The organism is Klebsiella sp. GW_Kp181, assembly GCF_040062315.1.
Classification (GTDB): domain Bacteria; phylum Pseudomonadota; class Gammaproteobacteria; order Enterobacterales; family Enterobacteriaceae; genus Klebsiella; species Klebsiella oxytoca.
Genome location: NZ_JBEAFR010000088.1, coordinates 52,441 through 66,757, shown reverse-complemented (window position 1 = coordinate 66,757; position 14,317 = coordinate 52,441). Strand labels below are relative to the sequence as shown.

Annotated in this window: 14 protein-coding genes, 1 tRNA gene and 1 pseudogene; 9 read left to right on the top strand and 7 right to left on the bottom strand. The window is 52.8% G+C overall.

The genetic code is table 11. The features are described from left to right. The first annotated feature begins 22 nt into the window (after positions 1 to 22). Both prfB and lysS read left to right on the top strand, forming a co-directional pair. Positions 23 to 1,121 (top strand): peptide chain release factor 2 gene (gene prfB / locus ABLV11_RS27305; RefSeq protein WP_097365639.1). Its coding sequence is split into 2 segments (ribosomal slippage): positions 23 to 97 and positions 99 to 1,121, totalling 1,098 coding nucleotides; the frame shifts between segments, so codons are not numbered across the junction. A gap of 9 nt (positions 1,122 to 1,130) precedes the next feature. Further along, the gene (lysS, locus tag ABLV11_RS27300; protein WP_004105551.1) at positions 1,131 to 2,648 is read left to right on the top strand and encodes a lysine--tRNA ligase; all 1,518 of its coding nucleotides are present in this window, start codon (positions 1,131 to 1,133) and stop codon (positions 2,646 to 2,648) included. Between the two features lie 105 nt (positions 2,649 to 2,753). Here lysS and idi read toward each other — a convergent pair whose 3' ends face one another. From idi to ABLV11_RS27280, 4 genes are read right to left on the bottom strand one after another with little or no spacing between them, the layout of a single operon-like run. Beyond that, positions 2,754 to 3,302 carry an isopentenyl-diphosphate Delta-isomerase gene (idi, locus tag ABLV11_RS27295; RefSeq protein WP_004105550.1) on the bottom strand — a complete coding sequence of 183 codons (549 nt, stop codon included), beginning with the start codon at positions 3,300 to 3,302 and terminating at the stop codon, positions 2,754 to 2,756. Between the two features lie 52 nt (positions 3,303 to 3,354). Beyond that, positions 3,355 to 4,071 carry a DUF554 domain-containing protein gene (locus ABLV11_RS27290; RefSeq protein WP_004105549.1) on the bottom strand — a complete coding sequence of 239 codons (717 nt, stop codon included), beginning with the start codon at positions 4,069 to 4,071 and terminating at the stop codon, positions 3,355 to 3,357. Positions 4,072 to 4,085: 14 nt separating this feature from the next. Then, the gene (locus ABLV11_RS27285) at positions 4,086 to 4,664 is read right to left on the bottom strand and encodes a UbiX family flavin prenyltransferase (protein WP_004105547.1); all 579 of its coding nucleotides are present in this window, start codon (positions 4,662 to 4,664) and stop codon (positions 4,086 to 4,088) included. A gap of 12 nt (positions 4,665 to 4,676) precedes the next feature. Then, a complete protein-coding gene (locus tag ABLV11_RS27280) occupies positions 4,677 to 6,170 on the bottom strand; it encodes a UbiD family decarboxylase (RefSeq protein ID WP_023321610.1) in 1,494 nt (497 codons plus the stop codon). Between the two features lie 215 nt (positions 6,171 to 6,385). Here ABLV11_RS27280 and ABLV11_RS27275 point away from each other — a divergent pair, with 215 nt between their 5' ends. The 5 genes and pseudogenes from ABLV11_RS27275 (at position 6,386) to ABLV11_RS27255 (ending at position 9,400) form a co-directional block, all read left to right on the top strand. After that, complete coding sequence (locus ABLV11_RS27275; RefSeq protein ID WP_016809684.1) at positions 6,386 to 7,282, top strand: LysR family transcriptional regulator; 897 nt, start codon at positions 6,386 to 6,388, stop codon at positions 7,280 to 7,282. Positions 7,283 to 7,371: 89 nt separating this feature from the next. Continuing rightward, positions 7,372 to 8,097, top strand: coding sequence for an amidase activator ActS (gene actS / locus ABLV11_RS27270; protein ID WP_004105542.1), 726 nt, complete (start codon positions 7,372 to 7,374; stop codon positions 8,095 to 8,097). Between the two features lie 80 nt (positions 8,098 to 8,177). Then, positions 8,178 to 8,251 (top strand) — tRNA-Gly (locus ABLV11_RS27265). Positions 8,252 to 8,414: 163 nt separating this feature from the next. Next, a pseudogene (locus tag ABLV11_RS27260) lies at positions 8,415 to 8,480 on the top strand (DUF4102 domain-containing protein); the annotation flags it as partial. A 26-nt stretch (positions 8,481 to 8,506) separates the two neighbouring features. Next, entirely contained in the window at positions 8,507 to 9,400 is an 894-nt protein-coding gene (locus ABLV11_RS27255; RefSeq protein WP_064356296.1) for a LysR family transcriptional regulator, read from the top strand. 24 nt (positions 9,401 to 9,424) lie between these two features. Here the strand turns inward: ABLV11_RS27255 and ABLV11_RS27250 are convergent, their stop codons facing one another. Further along, a complete protein-coding gene (locus tag ABLV11_RS27250; RefSeq protein WP_049083229.1) occupies positions 9,425 to 10,414 on the bottom strand; it encodes an aldo/keto reductase in 990 nt (329 codons plus the stop codon). Positions 10,415 to 10,440: 26 nt separating this feature from the next. After that, on the bottom strand, positions 10,441 to 11,292 hold the full coding sequence (locus ABLV11_RS27245) for an aldo/keto reductase (RefSeq protein WP_126489544.1): 852 nt from the start codon (positions 11,290 to 11,292) through the stop codon (positions 10,441 to 10,443). A gap of 218 nt (positions 11,293 to 11,510) precedes the next feature. Between ABLV11_RS27245 and ABLV11_RS27240 the strand changes: the two genes are divergently transcribed. Both ABLV11_RS27240 and ABLV11_RS27235 read left to right on the top strand, forming a co-directional pair. Then, on the top strand, positions 11,511 to 12,164 hold the full coding sequence (locus ABLV11_RS27240; RefSeq protein WP_004105516.1) for a LysE family translocator: 654 nt from the start codon (positions 11,511 to 11,513) through the stop codon (positions 12,162 to 12,164). A gap of 606 nt (positions 12,165 to 12,770) precedes the next feature. After that, complete coding sequence (locus ABLV11_RS27235; protein ID WP_004105514.1) at positions 12,771 to 13,736, top strand: sugar-binding domain-containing protein; 966 nt, start codon at positions 12,771 to 12,773, stop codon at positions 13,734 to 13,736. Between the two features lie 30 nt (positions 13,737 to 13,766). Here ABLV11_RS27235 and hxlB read toward each other — a convergent pair whose 3' ends face one another. Further along, positions 13,767 to 14,288, bottom strand: coding sequence for a 6-phospho-3-hexuloisomerase (hxlB, locus tag ABLV11_RS27230; protein WP_004105513.1), 522 nt, complete (start codon positions 14,286 to 14,288; stop codon positions 13,767 to 13,769). Between the last annotated feature and the right edge of the window lie 29 nt (positions 14,289 to 14,317).

Below are 14,317 nucleotides of genomic sequence, written 5' to 3'. Positions count from 1 at the left end.
AATCCATTAAAAGAAACCGACCATGTTTGAAATAAATCCGGTAAAAAACCGTATTCAGGACCTCACGGAGCGCTCGGACGTTCTTAGGGGGTATCTTTGACTACGATGCTAAGAAAGAGCGTCTTGAAGAAGTAAACGCCGAGCTGGAGCAGCCTGACGTCTGGAACGAACCAGAACGTGCGCAGGCGCTGGGCAAAGAGCGTTCCTCGCTGGAAGCCATCGTTGATACGCTGGATCAGATGTCTCAGGGGCTGGAGGATGTTTCCGGTCTGCTGGAGCTGGCCGTTGAAGCCGACGACGAAGAGACCTTTAACGAAGCCGTTGCTGAGCTTGATGTGCTGGAAGAGAAGCTGGCGCAGCTTGAGTTCCGCCGCATGTTCTCCGGCGAATACGACAGCGCCGATTGCTACCTCGACATCCAGGCCGGTTCCGGCGGTACGGAAGCGCAGGACTGGGCGAGCATGCTGATGCGCATGTATCTGCGCTGGGCCGAAGCGCGCGGCTTCAAGACCGAGATCATCGAAGAGTCTGAAGGCGAAGTGGCGGGCATTAAGTCCGTGACCATCAAGATTATTGGCGACTACGCTTACGGCTGGCTGCGTACCGAAACCGGCGTTCATCGTCTGGTACGTAAGAGCCCGTTCGATTCCGGCGGCCGCCGCCATACCTCTTTCAGCTCCGCATTCGTTTATCCGGAAGTGGATGACGATATTGATATCGAAATCAACCCGGCGGATCTGCGCATTGACGTTTATCGCGCATCCGGCGCGGGCGGTCAGCACGTTAACCGTACGGAATCCGCGGTGCGTATCACCCATATTCCGACCGGCTTAGTGACCCAGTGCCAGAACGACCGTTCGCAGCACAAGAACAAAGACCAGGCCATGAAGCAGATGAAAGCGAAGCTTTATGAGCTGGAAATGCAGAAGAAAAATGCCGAGAAGCAGGCGATGGAAGATACCAAATCCGACATCGGCTGGGGCAGCCAGATCCGTTCTTACGTGCTGGATGACTCCCGCATTAAAGATCTGCGTACCGGGGTGGAAACCCGCAACACTCAGGCGGTGCTGGACGGCAGCCTGGATCAATTTATCGAAGCAAGTTTGAAAGCAGGGTTATGAGGAACCAACATGTCTGAACAACAAGCACAGGGCGCTGACGCGGCAATTGACCTTAATAATGAACTGAAAGCCCGTCGTGAGAAGCTGGCTGCGCTGCGTGAGCAGGGTATCCCGTTCCCGAATGATTTCCGTCGTGACCACACCTCTGACCAACTGCACGCTGAATTCGATGCCAAAGAAAACGAAGAGCTGGAAGCGCTGAACGTTGAAGTCGCCGTTGCTGGCCGCATGATGACCCGCCGTATCATGGGTAAAGCCTCCTTCGTTACGCTGCAGGACGTTGGCGGCCGCATTCAGCTGTACGTCGCCCGCGACGATCTGGCGGAAGGCGTCTACAACGAGCAGTTCAAAAAATGGGACCTCGGGGACATCATCGCGGCGCGCGGTAAGCTGTTCAAAACCAAGACCGGTGAACTCTCCATCCATTGCACCGAGCTGCGCCTGCTAACCAAAGCCCTGCGCCCGCTGCCGGACAAATTCCACGGCCTGCAGGATCAGGAAGCGCGCTATCGTCAGCGCTACCTGGATCTGATCTCCAACGATGAATCGCGCAACACCTTTAAAGTGCGTTCGCAGATCCTGGCCGGCATTCGTCAGTTCATGGTCGGCCGCGGCTTTATGGAAGTGGAAACCCCGATGATGCAGGTGATCCCCGGTGGCGCTTCCGCCCGTCCGTTCATCACCCATCACAACGCGCTGGATCTGGATATGTACCTGCGCATCGCGCCGGAACTGTACCTGAAGCGTCTGGTGGTTGGCGGCTTCGAGCGCGTGTTCGAAATCAACCGTAACTTCCGTAACGAAGGTATCTCCGTTCGTCATAACCCAGAGTTCACCATGATGGAACTCTATATGGCCTATGCGGACTATAAAGACCTGATCGAGCTGACCGAATCCCTGTTCCGCACCCTGGCGCAGGACGTTCTCGGCCATACCGAAGTGCCTTACGGCGATCAGACCTTTGATTTCGGCAAGCCGTTTGAAAAACTGACGATGCGCGAAGCGATCAAGAAGTACCGTCCGGAAACCGAGATGGCCGATCTGGATAACTTCGATTCTGCAAAAGCCATTGCGGAAAGCATCGGCATTCACGTTGAGAAGAGCTGGGGTCTGGGCCGCATCGTGACCGAGATCTTCGAAGAAGTGGCGGAAGCGCATCTGATTCAGCCAACCTTCATCACCGAATATCCGGCAGAAGTCTCTCCGCTGGCGCGTCGTAACGACGAGAACCCGGAAATCACCGATCGTTTTGAATTCTTCATCGGCGGGCGTGAAATCGGTAACGGCTTTAGCGAGCTGAACGATGCGGAAGACCAGGCGCAGCGTTTCCTCGATCAGGTTAACGCGAAAGCCGCCGGTGACGACGAAGCCATGTTCTATGACGAAGACTACGTCACCGCGCTGGAGCACGGCCTGCCGCCGACCGCAGGTCTCGGTATTGGTATCGACCGTATGGTGATGCTGTTTACCAACAGCCACACTATCCGCGACGTGATCCTGTTCCCGGCGATGCGTCCGGTAAAATAAGTTCTGAACCCTGAATCATTCGAGTTGCATGAAAGCCAACGCACATGCAACCTGAAGTATGGCGGGTAGACTGTAATAAACCAAACCCCAGCAGGCTGGGGTTTTTTATGCCTGGCGGCTAAAGCTTATTAAGGCATTACGCGCATTATCATCCGCAGCCTGCATGACCATCCACGGGCTAAAAGCCCAGGGCGTCGCGCGAATTGCGCTTAAAACATCCTCAAGATGGCTCCACTGAAAATCCATCACTTCGTCAGGATTTATCCGTAACGCGCTGGCTACTCGTGCCGCATAGACCGGACAGACCTCGTTTTCGACAATGCCATTCGGCGCGACGGCCCGGTAACGGAACCCCGGAAAGACCGGGACGATACGGGTTATCTCGACGCCGAGCTCAAAGCGGCAACGGCGCTCAACGGCCTGTTCAAAGGTTTCGCCGGTTTGCGGATGCCCGCAGACTGAGTTCGTCCATACGCCTGGCCAGGCTTTTTTGCCCAGCGAGCGGCGCGTGACCAGCAGTTGGCCTTGTTCATTGAACAGCCAGCTGGAAAACGCGAGATGCAGAGGGGTATTGAGGGTGTGGGCGGCATACTTCTCCAGCATACCTGTAGGCTTATCTTGCTCGTCCAGCAAAATGACATGTTCCCCGGCCATGACAACTCCTGAAATAGAAAATGACCCGGCACAAACCCGCCGGGTCATGTACTCAGGCCACTAGGGTAGCCCATAAATGGGACAAAGGCATTACCAAAACAAGCCCTGGCAACATGTTGGCTACCGGAAAGAGCTTAATGTTACAGATACGCAACCCGGTAGCCACCATCAGCAGCCCGCCGGCGCAGGAGAAATCCGCCATCATATCAGGCGAGATCGACGGCAGAATAACCACCGCCAGCATCGCCAGCGCCACCTGAATAATGACCTGCGGGATAGCAATGGTCATCACCGCGTAGCCCAGCAGCGTCGCGAAAATCCCGGCGGTAAATAGATCGAGAATCGTTTTGATATACAGAATTGACGGATCGCCGCTCATGCCTTCGGTCATCGCGCCGAAAATACCGGTGCCGCTGGCGCAAAACAGAACCAGGATGGCGACAAATTTCTCAGTAAACTCTTCATGGCCGAGGCCATTGACCGGCGGCAGCACTTTGTTGATCAAACCGCGGGTGGAACCTGCGGCTTTACCGATGCCCTTTTCCAGATGCAGCAATTCGCCGAGGATGGCGCCAATCACCATTGCCAGCACGACGGCGGGCATATATTTCACTTTGAGCACCAGCGTAATACCAAGACCAACGGAGCACAGGCCGAAGGTCATCGGCAGCGCCGTTTTGACGCGCTCGGGGAGCTTGCCGCCCGCCGCAGCGCCGATGAGTCCGCCGATAATCACGGCGGCTCCGTTTACATATGGGCCGATTAACATTGAATAATTTCCGGTTAATTAAAACATAGCTCGCCTTCACCCCAGCGGGGGATGTTGTTGACCTGCAGGTCAAACAGATCGAGCGCGCGATTGACGCTATGGGTAACGATGTCGTCCGCCGTTTGCGGACGCTGGTAAAGCGCCGGGACCGGCGGAAAGATAATTCCGCCCATTTCGGTTACGGCGGCCATATTGCGGATGTGGCCGAGGTTCAGCGGCGTTTCCCGGGCCAGCAGCACCAGGCGGCGACGTTCTTTCAGCACCACGTCTGCCGCGCGGGTGAGCAGGTTGTCGGTCAGGCAGTGGGCGATGGCGCCTAAAGAACGCATTGAACACGGCGCGACCAGCATCCCCAGCGTTTTAAATGAACCGCTGGAGATAGCTGCGCCAAGATTGGCGATGGGATGCACCACGTCGGCCAGCGCCATCACCTCGTCCAGGCGGTAATCCGTCTCCAGCTCGCAGGTTTTTTCCGCGCCTTTAGAGACGACCAGGTGGACTTCAACGGGATGCGGGCGCAGTAGCTCCAGCGCCTTAACGCCGTACTGAAACCCGGATGCGCCGCTGATACCAATGATGATGCGTGCCGTCATGAGGTTCTCCTTTTATTCGAAATCCGGCAGGAAGCGCTTCACGTCCACTTCTTTAAATCGGGAGCGCTGGAAGTTGTGCTTCAGATGGAACGGCACGGTGCAGTCGAATATCGTTTTGCAGGACATTCCCTGCTGCAGGATGCTCGGGCTGTATTCCGGTACCTGCGACGGATCGAGCGGATGGCAGCGAACGCCGGGAATAGTGATTGTATCGACATCGCCCTGGTAGCGGGTTTGCATGGCCCAAAGCACGTCGTCGCTGTCGAAAATATCGACGTCTTCATCAACCAGAATGACGTGCTTCAGTTCCGGGAAGGCTGAGAACGCCAGCAGAGCAGCCTGACGCTGGCGCCCTTCGTCCGCCGGGGAGGATTTTTTGAACTGCAGCACCGCCAGCAGCTTGCCGCCGCCAGCCGAATGGGCAAAGACGTTCAGCAGCTTGCCAGGCATCGCGCGTTCGACCATATCCAGAATGCTGGCTTCGGTCGGGATACCGGCCATATTGACGTGTTCTTCGCCTGGTCCTACGGTGGTGCGCCAGATAGGATTGATACGGTGAGTGACGGCTTTCACTTTGATGACCGGGATCGCCTCTTTAGCTTCGCCGGTATAGCCCGGAAACTCAGGCATCGCGCGGCCGGTATGGGTGTTCTGATCTTCTCGTACGCGCGCGTTGGGCAGCAGTTCGCCTTCAATCACGATCTCAGCGTGGGCGATCGCTTTCTCGTTAATGGTTTTACACTGCGTCATCTCCACCGCTTTGCCGCGCAGCGCGCCGGCGATGCTTAACTCGTTGAAGCCCAGCGGGGTGGTCGGCGGCTCGAAACAGGCGGCAATTTCAATGGCCGGATCGACGCCGATACTGATTGAAATCGGCAGCGGCTGGCCTGCCGCTTCCGCCTTCATGCGAAAAGCATCGATATGGCGGCCGGGCGTTAGCCACATGGAGAGTTCGTCGCGGCTCTGGACGCACAGGCGATGAATGGTGATATCGGACTCATGTGTTTCTGGATCGGAGGCGTAGCACAGGCCCATCGTAATATAGGGGCCGGCGTCTTCTTCGGTATTCGTCGGTGCCGGCAGCAGCTTGCGCAGATCGAAATCGGCATCGCTTGCCAGATGGACCACTTGCTGGCATACCGCTGCGCCCTGGGTCATCACCGGGGCTATTGCGTTTTCTACTGAATCCTTCAGCAGATGCCCCAGTTTAGCCGGTTCACACTGGAGAAAATGGCTGACGCGCTGGCGGGAGCCATTCAGGCCAATCGCCACGCTGATATTTTCAAAACCTTTGATTTTATTGAAGACCATGACCGGGCCATTCTTGCGGGTCGGACGCTGGCAGGTCCCGCCGGCGCCTACGTAACGATAGACGCCGGAGAGTTCGGCGTGCGGGTCGACTTCGGTATTGGTTTCAACATACTCGCCGGGAAGCGTTTTCAGCAGCTCCAGCGCGGAGCGTAAATCATGTACCGATGAGGGTGTTTTGTTATCACTATTTGTCATGGGATATTCCTTCGGAAAAGAAGTTTTGCTCCCGGCACAATATTTTCCCTGGCGCGGATAAACAAATACCGTTTACCGGATGGTCAGTAGATCAAAAAAGTTTATTTTAACAAGGTGTTAAATAATGATTAATTAATATGAGGAGCAACGCTGCGGCTTTTTATTTCTCCGGCTAAGTGTGATACTGGTGATAAATTACACTGCGGATAATGATGATGGATTTAAAGCGCTTACGCTATTTTTGTCGGGTGGTGGAACAAGGTTCGGTGAGCCAGGCGGCGAAGTCGCTGAACATGGCGCAGCCGCCGCTCAGCAAGCGAATTCAGGAGCTGGAAGAAGAGCTTCAGGTATCGCTTTTTGTTCGCCGGGGAAACCGCATTGAGCCTACGGAAGCCGGTTTTTTTCTCTATCGAAAAGCGTGTGAAATATTACGCCAGGTAGAGGATACGGCGCGGGAAACGACGGATATTGCGCACAAAAACAGAACTGAATTGAGAATCGGCTTAACTCATCTCTATCAGAATTATTTTAAAGCATTGCTGATGGAGGTATATCGACGTCATCCCGACACTTCCATAAATATTTCCGTTACTGACTCCAGCCATCTCGAAACGTTATTAACCGAGGGCGCAATTGATTTAGCCTTAATCCAGCGCCCCTACCGTAGCGAAGGCTTTGATTATGTCTCTTTTGACCCGATTAAGCTGGTCGCGGTGATCAATAAAAGCTGCCTGCCGGAGCCGCCGTCTAATCCGTATAGCTACACATCGCTGGCGGCGCTGCCGCTGGTATTACTTCATAGAGCAAAAGATTCAGGGACTTACGAGATGCTAATGGAGCTGTTTCGTAAGTCCGGGGTCAACGCGAAGGTGATTATGCACATTACGCAGCCGGGCGTAATTCTCGACTGGCTGGAGTCCGGACTGCAGGCAGCGACGCTGCTACCTTCTTCTGAAGTGGATGCTGATAAGCTTAACCAGTGCTACGTGGTCGATGTTTTCCCCTCGCCGCAAATATTCTACCCGGCGCTGGTAAAATTGCCGTCTATGCCTTATCTGCCCGCGTTGATGGATATTATTACGCATGGCTATCCGTTTAATACTTCTGTATGAAGGGTAGCGATTGGGGATTGCCTTAGGGACTGGTATGATAATCGCCCCTGGTTGAGAGGTGAATGTACGTGTTAAGCGCAGGATGCCTGATGAGAAAACGCTTTGTTATTGCAATAATGTTGCTGAGCAGCCTGATCGTCGCGGGGTGTTCCAGCTCATCCGATTCCGGTTCCACCTACACCGTGAAGCGCGGCGACACGCTGTACGCTATTTCACGTTCCACTGGCACCAGCGTCAGGGATCTCGCCCGTCTCAACAATATTTCACCTCCCTATACCATCGAGGTTGGGCAAAAGCTGAAGCTGAACAGTGGTTCAGGGGCCACGGCGAAGGCGGGGGCATCCGGCAAGAAATCCTCCGCGAAGCGCACCGCTGCCGTGACGCCATCTTCGGCGGTGCCGCAATCCTCCTGGCCGCCGGTCGGGCAACGCTGCTGGCGCTGGCCGACCAGCGGCAAAGTTATACTGCCGTACTCCACCAGCGATGGCGGCAATAAAGGTATCGATATTGCCGGTAAGCGCGGCCAGCCGGTGTATGCGGCAGGGGCGGGCAAAGTGGTGTACGTGGGTAACCAGCTGCGCGGCTACGGCAACCTGATTATGATTAAACATAATGAGGACTATATCAGCGCCTATGCACACAACGACAAGCTGATGGTGAATAACGGCCAGAGCGTGAAGATCGGCCAGCAGATTGCCACCATGGGCAGCTCGGATGCGGATTCCGTACGCCTGCACTTCCAGATTCGCTACCGGGCGACGGCGATCGACCCGCTGCGCTATTTGCCGCCGCAGGGCAGTAAGCCTAAGTGCTAAAAGGTTATTTTATCGACAGTTAGCCTGTTATGGGCTTGTCAGCGGGTGCGTAAGGTCTATAATGACCCTCGCACCTCCTCGCGGGCGTAGTTCAATGGTAGAACGAGAGCTTCCCAAGCTCTATACGAGGGTTCGATTCCCTTCGCCCGCTCCAGACTCAAGTCTCCTGAAGTCCACTCAACTCAATTTTCCCTTGATAAATCAGCAGTTATAGCATTCTATTAGTCTATTGAACTCAATTGTACTCCCCCAGGGTCAAGCTCAATGTGGGGGTATGGATGGGGGTATAATTGTACCCCCCGCTGAGAGGTACCCCAATGAAGCTGACTGCTCGTCAGGTTGAAACTGCTAAACCCAAAGAGAACCCCTGGAAACTGGCTGATAGCGTTGGTTTTTAAGGAAATCGCCGATGCTCAAAGAAAATTTCAACGAACTGCAAATCTTTCTTGTGGTAGCAAGGGAGCGAAGTTTCACCAAAGCGGCGGGTAAACTGGGCGTTTCTCAGTCTGCTCTCAGCCACGCGATGAAGGCCCTGGAGGAAAGGCTGAATATCCGCCTTCTGACCCGCACGACCCGAAGCGTTGCCCCCACGGAAGCCGGTGAGAGAATTATTGCCTGCCTTGAACCGCGTATTGCCGATCTCGAGCAGGAGCTGGAATCGCTGGTTCAACTGAACGGCACCGCCTCCGGCAATATTCGTTTATCTGCCGGGGAGCATGCCGCGCGAAGTCTGGTATGGCCGAAGTTAAAACCCTTCCTCAGGGAATATCCGGAAATCAATCTCGAACTGGTGGTGGATAACGGCTTTGTCGATATTGTTGAGGGGCGTTTTGATGCCGGGATCCGCCTGGGCGAAAGCGTGGATAAGGATATGATTGCGGTAAGAATTGGCCCGGACATGAGAATGGCAGTGGTGGGAGCGCCGTCTTATTTTGCTGCAAACACTGCACCTGAAACGCCGCACGAGCTACAAAATCACCGGTGTATCAATATGCGCCTGCCGACAGCCGGTGGTCTTTACCACTGGGAGTTTGAGAAGGATGGAAAACCGTTACGGGTCAGAGTAGAAGGGCAGGTCACGTTTAATCTGCAAGCGGAACGAATTGATGCGGCGTTATCCGGTTTTGGCATTGCCTGTATACCCGAAGACAGGGTGCAGGATTATATCAAGTCAGGAGAACTTATTCAGGTTCTGCAGGACTGGTGTCCGTCTTTCCCCGGATATTATCTTTACTACCCGAGCCGTAAGCAGCATCCGCCCGCTTTTGCGCTGATGATCGATGCACTTCGTTACCAGGAATAACGGGTCCGTAGACCCGTCCGGGTATTAACGGCCCACGCGAGCCTGATGTTCAGGGGAGTAACGTTCGCCGACGATTTTAATCGTTTCAAGCGCCTGGGTTATCTGCCGTGAGTCATCCTGAGAAAGGATGATGTCGGCGGCCCCCAGGTTTTCCTCCAGCCGGTGCAGTTTCGTGGTGCCAGGGATAGGCACAATCCACGGCTTTTGTGCCAGCAGCCACGCCAGCGCGATTTGTGCAGACGTCACACCTTTCTCTGCCGCCAGTTCACCCAGCAATGAGACCAGCTTTTCATTGGCTTCTATCGCCTGCCCGGCGAAACGCGGTACGGTACTGCGGTAATCATCCTTGCCAAAAGTGGTTCCTGGCTTAATCGATCCCGTCAGGAAGCCTTTGCCTAATGGGCTGAAGGGCACAAAACCAATACCCAGTTCCTCCAGCAACGGCAGGATCTCCTGCTCAGGCTCGCGCCACCACATGGAGTATTCGCTTTGCAGCGCGGTGACTGGTTGTACGGCATGTGCACGACGAATGGTTTGCGCACCCGCCTCGGACAGGCCGAAATGTTTAACTTTGCCTTCAGCGATCAGATCTTTTACGGTACCCGCAACATCTTCGATGGGTACATCCGGATCGACACGGTGTTGATATAGCAGGTCAATGACATCAGTCTTAAGACGGCGTAATGATCCTTCCACCGCTTCACGGATATGCTCTGGACGGCTGTTTAAAATCTGCTGCTTGTTGTCGTCGCCAAAAGTAAAACCAAACTTAGTGGCGATGACCACGCGGTCACGAAATGGTTTTAAGGCTTCGCCAACAACCTCTTCATTAAGGAAGGGGCCATACACTTCAGCGGTATCGAAGAAGGTGACGCCACGTTCAACCGCTGCGCGAATGAGCTCGATAGCCTGATGAGTATCGGTCGCCGGGCCGTAGCCGTGGCTTAATCCCATGCAACCGAGCCCAAGCGCGGAGACTTCGAGTCGGGATTGACCCAGATAACGTTTTTGCATTGAATGAATACCTCTTTTATCGCGACTTAAACATCCAGTTTGCGGTTGGCCAACCATTCAACTCTGGCAGGATCGCGGTGGGAGAAGAAAGCGCTGGTGGCGGTATCGATAGCGGTAATCAGCAGCATATCTTCAGCGCTGAGTTCAAAATCGAGAATGCTGATGTTCTCTGCCATACGTTCTTTTCGCACCGACTTCGCCAGTGAAACGATGCCTCGCTGGAAAATCCAACGCAGCACAACCTGGCCCACGCTTTTACCGTATTTCTGGCCAATCGCCGTTAACATGGGATGCTCAAACAGACCATTTTTTCCTTCTGCAAACGGAGCCCAGGCTTCCGGCTGAATGCCACGGCTTTGCATCCATGGCACGGCATGCAGCTGCTGGTTGAAGGGGTTAACTTCAACCTGGTTTACCGCCGGGGAAACGTTGTTGAAGGCGATAAGGTCGGCCAGTCGGTCAGGATGGAAGTTGCTGACGCCAATGGCGCGAATTTTGCCTGCTTGCTGCAGTTCCTCCATAGCACGCCATGCCCCATGGACATCGCCATAAGGCTGGTGAATCAGATACAGGTCGACGTAATCAAGTTGCAGCCGATTCAGAGAGCGTTCGAACTGGGCTTTAGCGCCTTCGTAATTCGTATCCTGCAGCCACAGTTTGGTCGTCACAAAGAGCTCGTTACGGGCGATACCGCTCTGTTTCAGCGCGTTCCCGACCTGGGTTTCATTCTGGTAAGACGCGGCGGTATCGATCAGGCGGTATCCCGTATCGATGGCATCAATAACGGCTCTTTCGCATTCAGCAGCATTCGTCATCTGGAAGACACCAAAGCCCAGCAGGGGCATTTCAATACCATTGTTCAGTTTTACAGTTGGCATGACGTTATCCTTCAGCTGTTGTGTTGGAAAAGCATAACGTAAAGTGATTTATTCGATTAGATGGGGTAATTAGCTAGGGCTTATTAGATGTGTTCATTAATTTTGTGAAGGGCAGGCGCTCAGCTGCGTGCCATGCGCGGACGCTGCAGAATATTGCGCTTTCGGCTCGAAGCTGACTGAGGTAACGTAGCAGAAATATTTATCCGGACTCAACCAAAATGCCTGCCATCGAAACGTTTATTACTTTCCTTTTCGCGCTGACGCTTCTGGAGATTTCTCCGGGGCCAGACATGATGCTGACTATCGCCAGAGGAGTCGGGCAGGGAAGACGTATCGCGCTGCTTACGGTTGTGGGCAATGTATTTGTAGCAGGATTTGTGCAAGTTTCTTTTCTTGTTCTGGGGCTGGTAACCGTTGTACATGCCTGGCCGGTTGCGCTGGATCTGCTAAGGTGGGTTGGTGCGGCTTATCTGATGTGGCTGGGCATAAAAATGATTGCGACTTCAGGTACTGATACGCGGCTGCGAAAAACGGCAAAAATTTCTGACTGGAATGCCGTAAAGGAAGGCGCTCTGAACAGCCTGACTAATCCAAAATCCCTGCTGTTCATGTTTGCTTTTCTTCCTCAGTTTGTCGATCCCACCGCGGGTCCTGTCTGGCTGCAATTGCTTGTTCTGGGCAGTATCCAAAAGCTGGCAGGAATTGTTTCCCTGGGCTCAGTCGCGATGGCATCGGGAACATTTGGAAACTGGCTGGGTAAACACCCAGGCTTTATCAAATGGCAGGAACGATTTACAGGAGTTGTCATGATAGGCCTCGGTATCCGCATGTTGTTTAGTGGGTCTGGCGTAGTATCGAAATCTGCCAGTTAAGTTTTACCGAAACGGTTAACCCAGTGAACTCACAGCACAGACATTCACGCTCATTAGCTTTACGCCAACATGAGACAATTTTAATTTTGATGAAGCTGACGTTTATATTGAGCCTCCATCCGATCCTGATTACCCGTCCTGTCGTTGTGATAATCCCCAAGGAACCAACCTATACCCTCCTTCTACAGTTGTTATAGAGTTCCTTCCTGACGCTCAGAAAGGGGGCTTACGCTCAGAAAGACGGAGAGAAAGTTATTGATGATGCAGGCCAAAGAGTGAATTAAGCATCACGAGGCGAATATCCCCCTGTTTAATTGACGACCAAAAACAATGGCTGATTTATACGTAATGAACATTCCCAGCACGAACAGGCATGAGCAAAAACTTGCAATAAAAACGCTTTAGGCAGCCATGTTACATTGTTTGCGCTGAGTCTTTTCCGTGATCCTATTCGTACTTTGGCGGGGCGCTTTACATCACAAAATTCAAAATCCACTCCTGTACAGGTATCTGATGAGCGAGTAAAAGTGTACTCTTTTGAGTATTGCATCTGAGCGTATCGCTCTAATGACTTATGATGCCTCTTGTTATATATGGATAATCGCTATGCCAAAAGAGAACAAAAATCCGAAGCTACGTAACTACGATCCTCGTTTTATCTACTCTCTTGTTGTTAAGCGTTACTTCTCTGAAATGAAGACAAAAATAGAAATTGCTGAGGAGCTCGGTCTGTCTCGCTTCAAAGTTGCACGCCTGATTGATGAAGCCATTGCGCAAGAGTATGTAAAATTTACTTTTCCTAAACAGCAGGCTCTGGACGAGGAAATAGCGCAAAATTTGTGTAAAAAATACGGATTGCAGGATGCCGTTGTGCTCTCTGTTTCTGAATCCTGGTCTTCGCAGGAACAATTAAACGTCAAGCTGGGAGGGATAACGGCGACCTACTTGAGTGAAATTCTCAAAGAGGGAATGAAGTTTGGTCTCGCCTGGGGGCGCGTACTCTCAAGTACGGTGAGTCAACTGACGACATTACCTGTTCTGGATGTGGTTCAGCTTTCTGGCGTTCATCCAGGCATTGAATTTAGTCAGGGGCCCATTGATTTGATTCACAAAGTTGCTGCTATTTCCCACGGAAGAGCGCACCCAATGTATGTCCCTATGTGGGTGGATGACGAAAGTTTAGCCCAGAAACTCGCAGACGATCAGGCTGTTCAGGATACGCAAAAGTTTTACTCAAGTATGGATGTCGTTATTACGGGCATTGGGGCCTGGAAAACCGGTTCTTCCAGTCTGTGCGATATATTCCCTGAAGCATGGCGTGAGACTTTAATGAGCCAGGACATTACCGCTGATGTATGCGTAACCCTGGTAAATAGTAAAGGGGAAATACTCGATAGCCCGCTAAACCGCCTGGGGTTCGGCATTACGACAGAACAATTGCGGGCCACAAAGAAACTGATTGGGGTTGCTGGAGGGGACGAAAAATATGAAGGCATTGTTGCCTCTCTCAAATCAGGCCTTCTGAATGTGCTGATCACTGATTTTGATACGGCTATCAAACTGCTGGATTAATAGCCGCTAGCGCTTTACGCCACGCCGGTATTATTCAATATCGGCGTGGCGTTCCTTCATCGTCTGGCTTGTTTCATTAAGATTGGCCATTAATGACTGCACAATAGTGTCATAGGTCAGTAGGGAAGCCTGTTCGAACAGAGAACCCATCGGTTGGGCGCTGTGACCTGCCGGGATAGTGAGTATGTAATCTGCCAGAGTTGCCAAAGTTGAATCTGGTGCGGTAGTGATGAGAGCGATATACACGCCATTATTCTTTGCTATTTTCACCTGGTTGATCAGGCGTTGGGTCTCTCCGGAGCCTGAACCAACGATCATCAAGTCGTTTTTGCGAGAATGTGGAGAGCTAATTTCTCCTACCACGCTGACGGACAGACCAAGGTGCATCAGTCGGTTAGCAAAAGCATTTATCATTTGCCCTGAGCGACCAGCACCGGCAAGAAATACATGTCCGGCAGTGATAATAGAATCAACCAGTGTGTTAAATTCTTGCTCATCGATTTTATCCACAAGCGAAGATAACTCGTTTAAAACGAGGGCGTACTTTTTCATGATGGTCATTCTTTTATTGAAAAAAGGCA